The sequence below is a fragment of the Flavobacterium denitrificans DSM 15936 genome (assembly GCF_000425445.1).
Classification (GTDB): domain Bacteria; phylum Bacteroidota; class Bacteroidia; order Flavobacteriales; family Flavobacteriaceae; genus Flavobacterium; species Flavobacterium denitrificans.
Window position 1 is genome coordinate 105,068 of the sequence record NZ_AUDL01000004.1, and the last position, 16,390, is coordinate 121,457.

The window sequence follows — 16,390 nt, forward strand, 5'->3', positions numbered from 1 at the left end:
GTTCTGTTACTTCTCGTCCTGCTCGTCCATTTTCTTAATCAGGGCATCACGCAAGCTGTCAAGGAATTTAGTTCGGTTTATTTTCCGAGATTTAATTTCCATAAACGTATGATAGAAGTCTCCTAAATTAATATTGAATGTGCTTTCAAATGTTTTGGCGATGACTTTTATGTCTGCATTACCAAATACACCTTGTGAATATAGTGCGTAAATTAATTCGGTTAATGCTGTTTTGTTACCTGTCCAATTAAGAGTGGAACTGTTATTTTTTTTCTTACTATTATTGCTTAACTGATCTTCGAGATAGAGTTGTATTAGGTCATTGGCAATAACCTTTGCCACTTTATAATCGTGTGAGGTAGAAAATCTATGGTCCGTTTCAAAATAAATAGTATCCAAACTCAATTTTATATCGTGTTTCCCTCGAACAAACAGCTTTTCGTCAATAAACGAATTGTTTGTCCGATGGTATTTATAAAATTCGAGATTGTTGTCAAAATACTTTTTGAGTTTTCCTAATTCTTCCTTGAGGTATTTCCTGACAGCCTTTGCATCATTAGGTTTCTTTGTTTCAATTTTATAAATGGCATTATAGTAAATGAGTTTTGAAACAATAACCGGTTTCTGGTTTTTGAAAAAATGGATTTCCTTATCAATATTTTTAAATCCGTTTTTTAAAACATATTCTTTTACTTCGGAAAGGCATAGTATGATGATGGGTATAACCTTTTCAATCCGTTGTATTGGACAAGCAGTTTCAATCTCTAATTCCTTGATTTCTACTTCCAGCTTATATAGCGTTTCATTGTAAAATTTATCCATTCTGTTACTTTTAAATCCTAATCCGTTATAGTAAAGGAATTTGTGTTAATGTCAACGTTCGCTATCTTGCAAAAGCATAATTATACTAGGTTAAATTTTGCTTGGACTACTTTTGTTTATCAAACAGATTTAATTTCTTAGACCAATTGAAAAAGCGTTTCAATTCATTTTTATTTAACTTATTAAAATGAAAAATTTTATGGGGAAATGGAATAGCATTAGAATAAACACCATTCATTGAGAAAACCAGCATTATTTTTTTAGTATTGCCTTTCTTTATGTCAAAATCTTTTTGAAACTTATCTTGTTCATTTGCAAAAAATGATTCTGCCGAACAATCCTTATTAATCAACAAAACTATACAATCACATTTTTTTACAAAATCATGATAGTCAATCTCATCATTATAATTGTTGCTGATATAAACTTCGTTTCCATTATTCCAGAAGAAATCTGCAATATCGAAAAGAAATTCACCTATTTCTTGCTCTTCATTTTCTATTACTAAATATTTCATTTTAAATTATCCTATTAAATTCGATTACCACATCATCAGAATTGGGATATCCTACACAGGTAAGCACATATCCATCTTTAATTTGCTCTTTCGTAAGTCCTTCGGTTACTGACATTTCTACTTTTCCTGACAGACATTTGCCCGCACAGCTTATGCAATTTCCACTTTGACAGGAATAAGGCATATCAAGTCCTGATTCAAGTCCTGCAAATAAAATAGACTTACCCGCAGGTATATTTACTTCGTGTTCTTTACCTTTTAAAAGTATTTTTATTTGATATTCTTGTTGCGCTTCAGCTGGTTTATGCGTTGTTTTTGTGGCAGTGTAAAAACTTTCTTTATGAACAACTTCTTTAGAAAACCCTATTTTTTGTATAGTGCCTGTTGCCATTTCCATCAGTTCCTGCGGGCCACAAATATAAAACTCGGTGTTTGTGTCATTTTTAAGTTGTAAATCAGTAAGAATTGTTTTCAGTCGCATAGCATTTATTCTATGGGCATTTCCATTTACCCTTTTAAAAAGTCTTGACAAAAAACCTGATTTCAGCTGTTCATTCTTTATAACATCGCTCCAATAATAGACGATACGGAAACGTGATGAAAACTTGGAAGACCATTGTTCAAGCTGATGATAAAAGATAGTATTTTCTCTGTTTGAATTTACATATATCAAAGATACCATTGATTCAGGCTCTTTTATAAGAGCCGACTTGATAATAGAAAACAAAGGAGTAATTCCACTTCCACCTCCAACAAGCACAATATGACGTTGGTTATTTTCGGGTTTAAATTTAAAATTACCCATAGGTGGCAATGCAGCTATCGTATCTCCAGCCTTGACATTATTGCTGAGATGATTTGACATTTTCCCTCCTTTTACTCTTTTTACCGTTACAGACAAGTTTTTATCTATATATGGCGAAGAACAGAGCGAGTATGAACGTCTTTCTTCCTTTCCTTCAATTTCAGAAATAAGAGTTAAAAATTGCCCTGATAGATAGCTCAATTGCTGTTCTGGCTGGGTAAAGTGTATCGTTATGGTATCCGCAGTTTCCTGCACAATATCCTGAATATATAATAAGGTTTTATCGTTCATATTTTTTTTATTACAAGTAATTATTCAACAATTAAATCAATCACTTCTTCAGGGTCAGCACTATTGTTAATCCAAATAGCTTCTATTGTTGTAGCTCCTTCAACTGATATTCCTTTTGTATCTAATCTTTTTACGGCTTCGGAATAATCAACCCCCAACGCCTTAAAAGCATCATTGATAGGTGCTTTTATTATTCTATCCAAAAGTATGGTATCCACTTTCGGATTGAAATGTTGCTGAACGATGAATAGTACAGATACGACTATAACAGCTAATGCCGTAGGAATGAAGACACCCTTTTTGAAATGAATCCTTAATGCTTTCCAATTAAGTATGATATGGAAAACGGCACAAACAACAAAAAAAACACCAAGGAACTCGTGTACAACTTCTGTATAGCCATCAAATAAATGGAAAAACATCAATAAGCCTGATAATCCAACGACAAGAAAAACCAAGGAAATAAAGGGGGTAACATAATTTCTGTTCAGTTTCATAATACCAAGTTTTGTTCAGTTAAATTTTGAAAACCTGTTTTCAATATCAGTTAACCATTTTACCCTTTTTTCCTGACTGACTGACTTTACCATATTATAGCTAATCCATTTAAGATTTTTGTAACCCATAGTTTTGAAAACACTTTTTATCATTGCTTTCTTGATTAAGTTGCCTATGAGTAGGGAATACATTATTTTGGGTTTGTTCATCGTAGTGATGACAGTTACACCTTTTAGGTTTTTTAATAGAGGTACTAATCCAAAACCTCTGGGATGGTGGTCATATACAATTCCGGGACTTAAAACACGGTCAATAAATCCTTTTGTCATTGCAGGCATCAAATCCCACCAAATAGGAAAGATAAAAATCAGATGGTCTGCCTTTTTTAGACGTTCGCTGTAATCTATTACCTGCGGGTCAATGGGTTTGTGTTCTACAAAGGCTTTTAAATCGGCCTTTGACATTACAGGATTAAATCCGTCATTGTCAAGATGCATCAGGTCAACTTCGTGATCTGCATTTTTTAGCCCTTTTGTTACGGCATCTAATATGGCATTGTTATAACTTCCCTCGTAAGGATGATTAAATACTATTGCTACTCTCATTTTTTACTTTATTTTATTCTGCAAAGTTGAGAAGTAGCAAATGCTCTGACGATAACAATTGTAAAGAAATGGCAAAGAGATTGCCTTTCATTGTTTGTCGTTCGTCAATTAAACGATTGTTTAAATTCCAAAGGTGAGAGCTGTGTTTTTGCTTTAAATAGTTTGCTAAAGGATTGCGGATGTTCAAATCCTAATTGATAAGCAATTTCCGATACCGATAAATGGGTTTCTGTTAAATAATCTTTTGCTTTTTCAATTAATTTTTCGTGAATGTGTTGTTGTGCATTATGTCCTGTGAGTGACCGAAGTAGGTCACCTAAATAACGAGGGGAAAGATTTAGCTCCCCTGCCAGATACTCAACTGTTGGCAATCCCCTTTGTAAGGCTTCTTCTTGTTCAAAATACGTATTTAATAACTGTTCCATCCGTGTAAGCAAATCGTGGTTCACGATTTTTCTTGTAATGAATTGTCGTCCGTAAAATCTCGAACAATAGTTTAACAACAATTCAAGGGTTGATACTATTATGTTTTGACTGTGCTCATCTATGTTTTCCTTTAATTCCGTTTGGATTTTTAACACACAATCGTATAAAATCTGCTTTTCCTTTTCCGATAGATGAAGGCCTTCGGATATTTCATAAGAAAAGAAGTTATACCCTTTTATTTTATGTCCCAAAGAAGTAGTTCTTATCAAGTCAGGGTGAAAGAACAAACCCCACCCTAACATATTCTCTGACACCTCAACATCATTATCCATTTCAATGATTTGATTTGGTGCCATACAAATCAAATTTCCATCCTGAAAATCAACAACCTTGCGACCATATTTGATATTGTTTTTAGAATAGTTTTTGAACATCATCGAATAAAAACCAGCTGAAATCCTTATGTCATCACGTATATGTTCATCTACCTTGCTGAAATCTACAACAGCAACCAAAGGGTGCTGGATGTTTTTATTCGAATAAAATAATTTGAATAAATCCGAAACAGTTTTTAAATGGACAAATGCACCCATAAATTATTGGTTAAAGTCGTTATAAATATAGAATTATTGTATTACCAATGGCTGTATATTTTTTTTAATTGTTTACAATCCGAATTGTGATTTTACTCCTCCAATAAAAATTTCATCATCTATTTGTTGACGGTTTGCTATAAACATTTTAGCGTCTTCCCCCGCAATATATCTCAATTGATTTTTGTTATCGGTAGCTGCTTCATAAATTGCATTGGCAATCAAAGTCCCTGATGACGCATTTTTATATAAGGCGGGCATTCCTTCCAATACTTTACCAACTAATGGTTGATATTCTGCCATCGTTTCGTCATTTGAAAAATCTAATGAACGGCTTGCAAAGTCGGTGGCAATGGCGCCAGGTTCAATGATTTTTACTTTTCCGCCAAATTGTTCCACCTCATAGTTCAAAGCTTCCGAAATACCTTCAACAGCAAATTTAGTTCCATGATATAAAGAGCCTAATGGAAATGCCATTTTACCTCCGATAGAGGAAATATTAATGATAACGCCATCTTTGTTCTGGCGAAAGTGCGGAAGTAATGCTTTGGTAACATCCAACAGCCCAATTACATTAGTGTTAAATTGACGAATGATTCTTTCCCTTGTGAAAGATTCCAATGTTCCGTAAGCACCATAACCAGCATTGTTAAGCAACACATCAATTTTCCCAAAACTTTGGATACCTAGGTTTACTGCTTTTTTGATGGACTCCAAATCCAGTACATCGAGGTGGGTAACCCAAACATTGTGTAATGTAGTTAGCTCTGTTTCTCTTTCAGGATTTCGCATAGTAGCGATGACATTCCAACCTTTTGACTGAAACAGCTTGGCAGTTGCTTTTCCCAAACCTGCGGAAGCTCCTGTAATGAAAATTGTTTTTTGCATATTCTTATTCTTTAAAATTTGATAATGCAAAAGTCAGAAGAAGCCAAAAGTTATTTGTTGCCAAATTGAGTTACGTTGTAACCAAAATGAGTTTTTTGGGCTGTAAACCTTAATGTCGAGTGTCTGTGATAATTTTCAAAGTACTATTGCTACTCTCATTTTTTACTTTACTTGATTTTATTCTGCAAAGTTGAGAAGTAGCAAATGCTTTGACGATAACAATTGTAAAGAAATGGCAAAGAGATAGCCAATGGATTTTATTTGTATGGTATTTCACGTCACAAATAAATTTGAAGGAAAATGGACTTATCGCCTGTTTCGTATTCGGCTTAATGAAACAGAAGTGATGCCTAAATAGGATGCGATATAATGTTGCGGAATACGCTGGATAATATGGGGATATTCTTCAATAAGCTCTTGGTAGCGTTGTTGAGGCGTATTTTTAAGATAGGAATAGAAAATTTTTTGAGATTGCAAAAGTCGTCTGAATAAATGTTCCTGCATCTCTTCTTTGATTTCTGGCAAATTTTCTAATGCGTTTTGAAAGTCTTGTTGCGAAATCGTCTGTAAAATACAAGGTTCTAAACTTTCAATGCTGTATAAACTCAGTTGATTTGTTCTAAAACTTTCAATAGAAGAAACCTTGTCGCCTTCAAAGAAAAATTGAGTAGTAATTTCTCTACCGTCATTATTTACCCAGGTCCGCAAACAGCCTTTCTCGATAAAGAACATTGTTCTCGAAATTTCTCCTTCCTGTAAAAGGATTGTTTTGGCAGGAACTTCCTGTCGTTTAAAAAGATGGTCGAATTTATCCCAATTGCTAGTCATTGTTTATATTTTTTATTTATGGGAGCTGAGGCTCGTTTCTCTCAGGAAAAATGGATGCTGACAATGTATGTTTCGTTTTTGCGTAATTAAACATTATAGCTTAGCTGTAATTTTTTTTTGTGTTTTTCTCCCCAATCAGCTAATGCTGTAACAACATCTTTAAGTGTTGTTGCATATTCTGTATAAATATATTCTACAACAATAGGTGTTTGTTCAGCGTGTACGACTCTTGTGAGCAATCCGTTCAATTCTAATTGCTTTAATTCATTAGAAAGTACTCTTGCTGAAATGCCTTTAATTGTCCGCTGTAATTCGTTGAAACGGGTCTGTCCGCTAAACAAAGCTATAATAATTCGTAATTTCCATTTACCACCCAATACGTACAATGCGTCCTCTACCGAGTTGATGTGCTTAGTGCATTGTACTTCTGAATACATTACTTTTTGTTTCATAATTTATTGCAAGTAACCTAATAGTTACCACTAACCTTTTGTTTACTACTAACTATTAGTAATCAAATATAAGTAATTTTACAGCATTAAAAATTAAAAAGAGAAAAATGAAGTCAACAAAAATCACTTATTACATTACGACAGGGTTGATGTCGTTAGCAATGGCATTTTCAACATTTGCGTATTTGTCAAATCCTGCTTTAAAAGAAGCGTTTCAGCATTTGGGTTTTCCTGATTATTTCAGGATTGAATTAGCAATTGCAAAAGGTCTTGCCGCCATTGCACTTTGGCTGCCTTTCCGTTTTGCGAAAGAAACAGCTTATATTGGTTTGTCAATTAGTTTCATATCTGCATTTATTGCACACTCGGTTGTTGGCGATCCTATATTCAATATTCTGTATCCATTGTTCATTTTGGCAATACTTGTTGTATCGTATGTAACGTATAGGAAAAGTAACTTTGCATAATATATGGCAATTTCCATTAAAATCAGACTACGTTTTCAAATTTAGGGTCTTTTTCTAATGCTTTGTTAAGTACAAATCGGTTTTCTTCGCCCCATTGTTCAATAGTTAAAATCAATGGTAAAAGTTTTTCACCAAGTTCTGTAAGTTCATATTCAACTTTAGGAACTTTGGTATTGAAAGTCTTTTTATTGATAAATCCGTGCAATACTAATTCTTGCAATTGTTGGTCCATAACTCTTCTGTCAGCGTTCGGAATTTTACGCTGCAGTTCACTTGGACGTTTGAGGTTTTTGGAAATATAATAAACAAGCATCAGTTTCCATTTGCCATTTAGAAGTTCTTTGAAAAAATGTAAACCGCAGTCAAGTTGAACAGGTGTTTTCTTTTGATACATATAAACTATTTTACTTCTGCAAAGTTACACAGTTTTCTATGTCTCTGTAACCAGATAGAATACGCATAAATTTATGCGTAATTGTCTAAAAAAATGAAGCGTTCTACCTTTGTAGAAATTAAAATTACAAATATGCTAAAGTTTACGTTTTTAATCCGAAAAACCACAGGAATGAGCAAAGAAGATTTTATTGATTATCATAGAAATCATCACGCACCTTTGTTTATGTCTATTCTCGAATCAAAGCAATATGTGAAAAAGTATGTTGTTTCTCATCCTAAAATAATTGAAGGTTTTCCACTACCAGCGTATGACGGTATAACTGATATTTATTTTGCCTCAATGAACGACTTTAACAGCTTCTTTGCAAGTGAAAACTACAAACAAAAAGTCCACCCTGATGAAAGTAATTTCATTGATTTGAATGACGTGGTAACGCTTGTGTCCGATGAAGTAGTTGTTGTAGATTAATTAAAGAACTTGAACTGTATGAATCCAGACAATTCTACTCTGCGACCCACAATAGAACTAAACCTACCCAATTATCTGCTTTCGGTGATTCAACCCCAATAGTGAGGGTAAGATATTTTTAGCGTTTCGCCGTATTGGCTAAGTTGATATTTTACAGTGATGAGTTGATTCAACTCAAGCTCTTTGAGTTTTCTACTGAGCATTTTTCAGGAAATGACCTCTAAATTAGTTAAACATAAAACAGGCGAAGTTTTCCATTAAACTTCGCCTGTTTTAATTAAGCACTTAAAGAGCTGGAGTCTACGAATTCGCTGTTGGTAAAAAACGAAATGTTACAAATGCAGGGTACAGGCAAGTGGCTTTCTGCCATCTGGTGTTTGTTATGTTTTATCTTTTACTTCAACCATTTATTTATAGCTTCATTTAGTCTTTCGCTGTTAAACTGTTCTTCTGCCGTTTGAACCCAGGCCACAAATCCGTCTGGTCTTATGAAAACACTATTGATAGCAGGCACTTCTCCGATTGCAGGTAAGTTCCATACAGAACTATTTCCTTTCACTATTGGAACTGCCTTAATAATATCAATGCTTGACTGATATGCATAGGGAATTTCTAAATTGTTTTCTTCATTAAAATTCAGCAACAATGGTCTTGCTTTGTGCATGAGAGAAAACAAATCTTTTTCTACACCATTTATTAATAATTTTATATTAGGTATCCTTTGTCCTAGCATTGTGTGAAATCCTTCTCCCCAATCATATCGAATACCCAAACCACTTAATATTCTAGATAAATGAAGTGTTACTTCGGGTACTTCCACCATCGTATTTACAATCTCTCTCAGGGCTTCTATTTGTGCACCCGGTTTGATAAGTGCAGTTTGTGCTTTGGCCATTTGAAGTACTTTGGCACCTACCGGATGTCGCTCTTCTTCAAAACTATCGAGTAAAGAAACAGAAGCTTTGCCTGTGGCAACCATGCCCAATTTCCAGCCTAAATTCACCGCATCCTGAACACCAAGATTTAAACCCTGACCACCAATAGGTGAATGTGTATGTGCGGCATCGCCAAGGAGGAATACACGCCTGTAACGATATTTTTTTACTTGTCTAAAACCATCGCCAAATCTTGACATCCAACGGGCGGAACGCAACCCGAAATCTGTACCAATTCCTTCTATCATAGCCTGCCGCAATTCTTCTAAAGTAACAGGTTGGCTTCTGTCTATCGGCGGTGTAACTTTCATCAGACTTACTCTAAACCAATCTTCTTCAACATTTGAAACCTGATAAGTTCCTATTTTAAGGTTACGGCCAAATCTTTCATTTTCTGCAGGCGGAGTGTTCAACAGAACATCCGCTACAATCCAATGAGAAATCGGGTCTTCTCCTGTAAAACTTTCACCACATAATCTTCTAACTACACTGTTTCCGCCGTCGCAACCTGCAAGATATTTGGCGCTTAACTGTTTTATATCTCCATTTTGCTGAACAAAAACATTTGCTTGATTTTCATCTTGAGTAAAATAAATTAATTCGGTAGCCCAATGAATATCTACTCCTAATTCGGTTGCCCGCTTTGTCAAAATTCGTTCTGTTTGATGTTGGGGTAGTATTAATGCATCCGGAAAATCAGGATCTAATGCCTTGGGCATCATTAGCATGCCCGAAAAAAGAACTGCCTTCAGAGGATTTCCATGTTTTTCAAACTCTTCTGCCATGCCTCTCATTCTAAAATTCTCCATTGATCTGGCATTAATGCCAGGAGCACGGGATTCTCCCGTAGTACCTTGAGCTCTGCGTTCTACTATTGTAACATTTACTCCCATCAGTTTTAATTCGCAAGCCAACATCAAACCTGTAGGTCCTGCACCTGCTACGATTACATCGTATAACTTTTCTATACTGTCCATTTTTATTTTGTTTAAATGATTTACGTTGCAAATTTCATGAGTTACATACGAATAAAATAGTTATTTTTGATATGAAAATAGTCCAATATGGTATTTATATTGAAATGGAAAAAGCAATTGAGATAAACAACCTACCTGAATACATCAAAAAGTCGGGTGGTTTGACTGATAAAAACGGTTACTTGAACTTTCCTGAAAGTTTGGGAACAGGCTATTTGAAAATGATAGCGCCTTTGCCTCAGCTCAGCATTATGCTTCAGCATTATGAGCTAAAAAAAAGTCTTCTCATAAAACGAAGTAAGCATAACGATAGTAAAAGCACGTTGATTTTTAGTTTTAGGAATGTAATAGGGGGAAAACAGAATGCGCAAAAAAAATCATCTTTTAAATTTATGCCTTCTGTTCAGGTATCTACTGCTGATGTGGCATTAGACATTGAAGTGCCGAACTTATTTGAAACAAGTAATATTATTATACGCATTGAAGTCAATTTTTTAAGGCAGTTGTTGGAAAAAGATAATAATGCCCGACTGACGGAATTAGTAATACAAAAAGAGCAATCCTATTTGTATGAAGAGTTTGTTTCACCAAAAATACAATCGGTAGCTGCTGATATTTTCGAAATAGCGATTTCGCATCCTCTTGCAAACTTTTACTATAAAATAAAAGCAGAGGAATTAATTTATTTGTTTTTTGAAAACTTACTACAACGTGATGAATTACCGAAATACTCCATTCATCCAAAAGATATAAAAGCGGTTTATAAATTGCGGGAAGAAATGTTGGACAATATAAATGAGCCTCCAAAATTAGATATTTTAGCGACAAAGGCCAACATGAGTGTAAGTAAGTTGGGAAAAATCTTCAAGCAAATTTTTGGGGATAGCATTTACAATTATTATCAAAAATTGAGAATGCAGAAAGCGGCATTTTTACTTCGTGAAGAAAAACTATCCGTTTCGGAAGTAGGCTATCAGTTTGGTTTTTCAAACCTTAGCCACTTTAGCCGTCTTTTTGAAAAACATATTGGAATGAAGCCTAAAAAGTATAGTAAAATAAATTAAACAAAGCTTACTGAACACAACACTCTATTTATTTTAAAAAACGCTATTTACATTCTGTATCTATTCTTATTTCACCAAATGCTGTAAGTTCGGGTCATTTTTGATACGCTCTATTTCGCTTTCAACAATATTCAGAATATCCAACTTTATCTGACGATAGTTGCTTTCAATTTGCTGTTTCATTTTGTCTTCTCCGTGTTCATCAACAAAAGATAAAATATCCGGTATGTTTTGATAGGCTTTGGTTTCGGCTGCTACCTTGTCATTATCCACCACGATTTCAGCATGAAAGATTTTTTGCTCAATACGCTCGTCAAAGTTATCTGACACGGAACCCACGAACATACCCTGTGTAAGCGTTGAAATTTTGGAAGCCGGGATAAGGCTGTCTAACTGCGTGGATATGGAAGTAGATTTATCGCTGCGGTTGATGGTCATACTTTGGCGTTTCTGCAATACTTTACCGAAACGTTCCGAAAGGCTTTTTGCCGTTTCGCCCACAACCTGTCCACTGAATATATTACCAACAGTATTCTGAATTACCTTTGCTTCTTTGTCACCATAATCACGGATTAATTGCGAAAAATCCTGAAAGCCCAAACATACCGCTACCTTATTACTTCTCGCAGTTGCTATTAGATTGTCCAGCCCCCTAAAATAAATTGTGGGCAGCTCATCTATGATAACCGAACTCTTTAATTGCCCTTTTTTGTTGATGAGCTTTACAATTCTCGAATTGTATAAACCCAATGCTGCGGAGTAGATATTTTGGCGGTCGGGATTGTTACCTACGCACAAAATTTTAGGTTCTTTGGGATTGTTGATGTCGAGCGTAAAATCATCCCCGGTCATTACCCAATACAATTGCGGGCTAATCATTCTTGACAAAGGAATTTTTGCCGATGCTATCTGTCCCTGCAATTGGTCTTGCGCTCCACCTTGCCAAGCATCCATAAACGGCGACAAATAATTTTCCAAATCGGGGTATGATGTCAGAATTGTAAATACGTCTGAATACTTTTTATTCAGCAATTCAATAGCGTGCGGGAACGTACAATACTTACCATCATCATAGATTTTCAGATACCAAATAATTGCCGCCAATAGGATAATTGGGCTTTCCACGAAAAAATCCCCTTGCTTCTGTATCCAGCTTCGATTGAGGTTCAGCATAATGGTATAAGCAGCTTCGTAGGCATCGGAAATATCCGTCATAAAATCAGGATTTAATGGATTGCAACGGTGGCTCTTTCTTGGGTCGTCAAAATTTATAACATAAAATTTTGGCAGAACTTTGTACTTATCTGTATGTTTTAGCAAATGGTTGTAAGCAATGGTAGAAAGGTCATCAAATTTAAAATCGTAGATGTACATTGAAAAGCCTTTTTCAATCTGCTGTTTGATATAATTATTTACAATCGCATAAGATTTTCCGGAACCCGGAGTCCCCAAAACAATCGTTGCACGAAAAGGATTGACAATATTTATCCAGCCGTGATTCCATTTATTTTTATAATAAAACTTGGTAGGAAGATTGACAGAATATTCGTTTTCCATCAGTTTAGTTTCCTGCTGAAAACTTTCGTTCTCGTTGTTGAAAACATCTTCCATTAAATTGGTACGAAGCAAACGGCTCATCCATACACCTGCCATCAGCAAGGCGATATAACCTAACGAGATAGTAAGGATATACAGAAATGTGCCTATTACCGGAGATAGCTTTAACAACGGTGCGTTCAGAAAGAACAGCACAAAACCAACGCCCAAAGCCGCGTAAATTTTAGACCAGGTTATCTTCTCATTCTTTACGCCTTTCGTTCCTAGACAACTTAAAGCAAGCAATACCAAAGCAAAGGCTTTAGTATATAAGGTATGTGAAAATAAACCTGCTGTTCTATCGAAGTTGCCTAATATTTTGTTGATTATTTCCAATGTCCAGCCACGTTCCTTAAAGAAACCGTAGCAGAACCAATAAAGGTGCATCAGTACCAAAAGGATACTCACAGCCCTCATAAAAGCCATTATTTTGGCTAAACCTCTTAAATCGTCTTCTCCCTGCATTATTTTGATTTTTAATGTTCGGGAGGGAATTTATGGGCTATGAAGACTGGCTATAAAAATGTGGCAGGCATTGGCGGTGCGTGGCAGTATTTGGCTGATTGTTATCGCTGACCTCTTTGGCGTTTTCTTTTCTTCTTCATTTTATTGGCAAAATCCTGTTCCTCGTAATCTTCGCCCTGTGCTTCGGGAAGCAAGCCGCCCAATGCTTCAATCAAACCGTCTTCGTGTTTTTCCGTATTCAGGAAGTCGAACAAATGATGTGGTTCTTCCGCAGGAAGATCTGCATCATTTGATGTAGATACTTTCGGTTGCAATTCTACTGGCTCTTTAATCTCCGGTTTGATGTTATTATTCCAATAGTCATTAAAGGTGTTGGCAGAAAGTTCCTTTGCTAACCGTGAACCGTTCCAAACCGATTTAGAATTATGGTCTATAAACGTCATTCCGTAAATGCGCCCTGCATCGTTCCTCCTCACTACTACGTTAATGCCCTGTTCCACTAACTGTTTTTTAAAAGCCAGTTCATCAGTTGTTGATTTCAGGGCAATGGTAACGGCTGATTGTAATGTCTTTTGGGCTGGGTGTTCTTTCAAATCTGTTTTGCATTTCGCAAAATGCAGCTCCAAAGCCGGAAGCCCTGCATCTTTACCAAACAACGAAGCCTTAAAGGGATGCCCGGCTCTTTCGCCTTTCTCATTTAAAGGAATGTATAATAAACCCTGCCGTAGCTGCCCCTGCAATTCGCCCTCTACCTTTTCGGTGGTAATATTGAACAGGGAAAGCAAGGCATTATATTCACCCAAAGTTTGAAACTTGTAATAATTCGGGAAGTGACGAACTACTGAAGCAATTTGGCTTTTTACATCTCCAGCTTTGTAATTTACCGGACGGAAAATTTTGCCGTTCTGCTTGTGCTCTTTATCCGTTGCAGGTATCAACCCGTGTTTCCTTTCGAGTTCACGGCACACATTCATAGACCGCATTTTCTCGAATTTGTCCGAAATTTTTTTACCCTCTTCGTCCACGCAAACCGATACAATATGAATATGGCTACGGTCAATATCGGTATGCTTGAATACCACAAAAGGCTGTTCGCCGTAACCCATTTCCCTCATATATTCTTCCGCCATTTCCCTGTACCTGTCATCACTTACTTTATCTTTCGGGTCAGGATTGAGCGAAATATGCAAAGTATGTTTCTCGGTATTGCGATTGGCTATTAGATAAGGGGCAAAAGATTGAGCTAATTGCGCAACGGAATAATGACCGCTTGTGGTTTCAATCATCTTATTGCCAAACAAAATCTGCCCGTTTTCATTCTCTACTTTTAGCTGATTGTATGCCAATGCCCCGTATAAATTTCCGCTTCTTCCGATTTTTGCTATCATTTCTAAGGATTTTTTTTCACATATTTTGCTTCAAATTCTTCGGTTATCTGAATGATTTTTTGGCATAATAGCGCCATCTCAGCAGTCTGTTTTTCCAATTTATAGAGAAAAGCTGCCGCCTTTTTCTCGGAAAAATGACGGTACAACAGCTTTACAATCTGGTTATAATTTACACCTACCGATCGAAACTGGCTGTGAAATGAAGTCAATCGCATATAAAAATCAACTGTCCCTTTGTCAATTTTAACCGATTTCATCTCCTTGCTGAAAAGCAGCGAAATGATAAATTTTGCTTTATTGGGCATTCCCGATGTTTCAAAAAGCGATAAAAGTTTGGAATTTTCTTCATCCGTCAGTCGAAATACGTGGCGGTGGATGCTTGGGTCGTCTTTTGGCGAACGTCCACCCTTATTGCGTTTGTTGTTATTGTTTTCGTCCATAACCTGTCCATTTTAATACTTACACAAAACCCTGACTTCGGAAGGTGTTTTTCAGCTCCCGGCAGGGCAAGTTGTTTTGAGGCACGAACTCGGTTTCGAGTGCCTCAAAACACAACTTGCCGTGTTCCGTTGAACACAAAAATCCGCCCTTCGGGACGGATTAAGTGTAACAGGGAAAAACGGCTCGATGCCGTTCTGTTTAGTTTCCTTTCTGTCAAGATGCTTCGCATAAATCTGTTAATAAATATCATTTTACAAAGTAAAGATCTGTCTGCAAGAATATTGTAATGTAATCACCAGACAAACTCTGCCTTTGATTGCCAAACACTACCACACATCAATAAGGAGTTAATTCAATTGCTTTATTTGCTTTATGGTTTTAATGCAGGTTATAAAAAATGCGTACAGGTAAATAAGAAAGGAGTATTTGGATACAGATATTTTGGAATAAAAGCATAAGGTTTTAAAAGCGTAAAACTTTAAAAATGTAAAAGCATAAAAGTGGTAAAGCAGTTTACCGATTGCAACGCTTACCATTTGCTAAAAATTATAACTCACCAAACTGTAATGAAAGCAAACAACAATCAAGGAAATTTTCAAAAAGGGAATACAGGTTTCCGGAAAGTAGGTACTATTCAAATACACCAATATTCAAACCTACCAAACAAATAAAATGTGTAACAATAAATATTCAAAAAATGGAAACAAAAATGAAAACCTTAAAAATCAGTTTTTCAACGCCTAAGGGCGGTGTTGGAAAATCTACTATGACTGCACTACTTTCAAGTGTATTGCATTATCGTTTAGGATTTAATGTACTTGTAATGGATTGTGATTTTCCGCAACACAGTTTAGCCAATATGAGAGAAAGAGATTTGAAAACGATTATGCAGAATGACTACCATAAAAGAGCTGCAATGAAGTTGTATCAAAGTATCAATAAAAAGGCATATCCTATTATCAGTTGTAAAGCGGAGGATGCCTTATCAAAGGCTTTGGAATATGTAAATGAATCTGCAATAGAGCCTGATATAATTTTTTTTGACCTTCCGGGTACAGCCAATACAAAAGGTGTGCTTACTACTTTAAGAACAATGGATTTTATTTTTTCTCCAATCAGTGCTGACCGTCTAGTTATGGAAAGTACATTGAGCTTTACTAAAGCATTCCTTGGTTTACCCGAAACAGATCAGAGTAATAAGGATCAAAAAATGTGGATGTTTTGGAACCAGGTAGACGGTCGGGAAAAGACAGGAATATACGAGGCTTATCAAAGTGTTATTAACGAGCTTGATTTATCTGTAATGACCTCAAAAATAATGGATAGTAAACGTTTTAGGAAAGAAACGGATGATACACTTAACAGTGTATTTCGGTCAAGTTTGCTACCTGCCGAACCACAGCTTATGAAAGCAACTAGAATAGATTTGTTTGTCGAGGAGTTTTTAAAAATTGTTAATCTCTAAAA

The 16,390-nt window shown here is 35.8% G+C and carries 18 protein-coding genes; 4 read left to right on the forward strand and 14 right to left on the reverse strand.

What is annotated here, in order from left to right:
- Positions 1–6 precede the first annotated feature (6 nt).
- The 9 genes from H600_RS0100460 to H600_RS0100500 form a co-directional block, all read right to left on the reverse strand.
- Complete coding sequence (locus tag H600_RS0100460; protein ID WP_026726941.1) at positions 7–822, reverse strand: RteC domain-containing protein; 816 nt, start codon at positions 820–822, stop codon at positions 7–9.
- Between the two features lie 106 nt (positions 823–928).
- Positions 929–1,339, reverse strand: a complete 411-nt coding sequence (locus H600_RS0100465) for a hypothetical protein (RefSeq protein WP_026726942.1) — start codon at positions 1,337–1,339, stop codon at positions 929–931.
- A 1-nt stretch (position 1,340) separates the two neighbouring features.
- Entirely contained in the window at positions 1,341–2,435 is a 1,095-nt protein-coding gene (locus H600_RS0100470; RefSeq protein ID WP_035108213.1) for a ferredoxin--NADP reductase, read from the reverse strand.
- A 20-nt stretch (positions 2,436–2,455) separates the two neighbouring features.
- The gene (locus H600_RS0100475) at positions 2,456–2,932 is read right to left on the reverse strand and encodes a DUF4405 domain-containing protein (RefSeq protein WP_026726944.1); all 477 of its coding nucleotides are present in this window, start codon (positions 2,930–2,932) and stop codon (positions 2,456–2,458) included.
- A gap of 15 nt (positions 2,933–2,947) precedes the next feature.
- On the reverse strand, positions 2,948–3,538 hold the full coding sequence (locus tag H600_RS0100480; protein ID WP_026726945.1) for an NAD(P)H-dependent oxidoreductase: 591 nt from the start codon (positions 3,536–3,538) through the stop codon (positions 2,948–2,950).
- Between the two features lie 104 nt (positions 3,539–3,642).
- Positions 3,643–4,557 (reverse strand): helix-turn-helix domain-containing protein, encoded by a 915-nt coding sequence (locus H600_RS0100485; RefSeq protein ID WP_026726946.1) that lies wholly within the window; start codon positions 4,555–4,557, stop codon positions 3,643–3,645.
- A 72-nt stretch (positions 4,558–4,629) separates the two neighbouring features.
- Positions 4,630–5,445 carry an SDR family oxidoreductase gene (locus H600_RS0100490; RefSeq protein ID WP_026726947.1) on the reverse strand — a complete coding sequence of 272 codons (816 nt, stop codon included), beginning with the start codon at positions 5,443–5,445 and terminating at the stop codon, positions 4,630–4,632.
- A gap of 306 nt (positions 5,446–5,751) precedes the next feature.
- Entirely contained in the window at positions 5,752–6,273 is a 522-nt protein-coding gene (locus H600_RS0100495) for a Crp/Fnr family transcriptional regulator (RefSeq protein WP_026726948.1), read from the reverse strand.
- Positions 6,274–6,359: 86 nt separating this feature from the next.
- Positions 6,360–6,725: a winged helix-turn-helix transcriptional regulator gene (locus tag H600_RS0100500; protein WP_035108215.1), complete on the reverse strand. Its 366-nt coding sequence runs from the start codon at positions 6,723–6,725 to the stop codon at positions 6,360–6,362.
- Positions 6,726–6,832: 107 nt separating this feature from the next.
- Here H600_RS0100500 and H600_RS0100505 point away from each other — a divergent pair, with 107 nt between their 5' ends.
- Positions 6,833–7,192 carry a DoxX family protein gene (locus H600_RS0100505; RefSeq protein ID WP_026726950.1) on the forward strand — a complete coding sequence of 120 codons (360 nt, stop codon included), beginning with the start codon at positions 6,833–6,835 and terminating at the stop codon, positions 7,190–7,192.
- A 22-nt stretch (positions 7,193–7,214) separates the two neighbouring features.
- Here H600_RS0100505 and H600_RS0100510 read toward each other — a convergent pair whose 3' ends face one another.
- Positions 7,215–7,586, reverse strand: coding sequence for a winged helix-turn-helix transcriptional regulator (locus tag H600_RS0100510; protein WP_026726951.1), 372 nt, complete (start codon positions 7,584–7,586; stop codon positions 7,215–7,217).
- 93 nt (positions 7,587–7,679) lie between these two features.
- On the opposite strand from H600_RS0100510, the gene H600_RS0100515 reads away from it, so the two are divergent.
- On the forward strand, positions 7,680–8,057 hold the full coding sequence (locus tag H600_RS0100515) for an EthD domain-containing protein (RefSeq protein ID WP_051234339.1): 378 nt from the start codon (positions 7,680–7,682) through the stop codon (positions 8,055–8,057).
- 394 nt (positions 8,058–8,451) lie between these two features.
- On the opposite strand, the gene H600_RS21720 is transcribed toward H600_RS0100515, so the two are convergent.
- Positions 8,452–9,969 (reverse strand): FAD-dependent monooxygenase, encoded by a 1,518-nt coding sequence (locus H600_RS21720; RefSeq protein WP_051234340.1) that lies wholly within the window; start codon positions 9,967–9,969, stop codon positions 8,452–8,454.
- A 71-nt stretch (positions 9,970–10,040) separates the two neighbouring features.
- On the opposite strand from H600_RS21720, the gene H600_RS0100525 reads away from it, so the two are divergent.
- Positions 10,041–11,033, forward strand: a complete 993-nt coding sequence (locus H600_RS0100525; protein WP_026726953.1) for a helix-turn-helix domain-containing protein — start codon at positions 10,041–10,043, stop codon at positions 11,031–11,033.
- A 66-nt stretch (positions 11,034–11,099) separates the two neighbouring features.
- On the opposite strand, the gene mobC is transcribed toward H600_RS0100525, so the two are convergent.
- The 3 genes from mobC to mobA form a co-directional block, all read right to left on the reverse strand.
- The gene (gene mobC, locus H600_RS0100530; RefSeq protein WP_026726954.1) at positions 11,100–13,094 is read right to left on the reverse strand and encodes a conjugal transfer protein MobC; all 1,995 of its coding nucleotides are present in this window, start codon (positions 13,092–13,094) and stop codon (positions 11,100–11,102) included.
- Positions 13,095–13,195: 101 nt separating this feature from the next.
- Positions 13,196–14,482, reverse strand: a complete 1,287-nt coding sequence (gene mobB, locus H600_RS0100535) for a conjugal transfer protein MobB (protein ID WP_026726955.1) — start codon at positions 14,480–14,482, stop codon at positions 13,196–13,198.
- Positions 14,483–14,484: 2 nt separating this feature from the next.
- Positions 14,485–14,922 (reverse strand): conjugal transfer protein MobA, encoded by a 438-nt coding sequence (mobA, locus tag H600_RS0100540; protein WP_026726956.1) that lies wholly within the window; start codon positions 14,920–14,922, stop codon positions 14,485–14,487.
- A gap of 698 nt (positions 14,923–15,620) precedes the next feature.
- Between mobA and H600_RS0100545 the strand changes: the two genes are divergently transcribed.
- Positions 15,621–16,388 carry a ParA family protein gene (locus H600_RS0100545; protein WP_026726957.1) on the forward strand — a complete coding sequence of 256 codons (768 nt, stop codon included), beginning with the start codon at positions 15,621–15,623 and terminating at the stop codon, positions 16,386–16,388.
- Positions 16,389–16,390 lie beyond the last annotated feature (2 nt).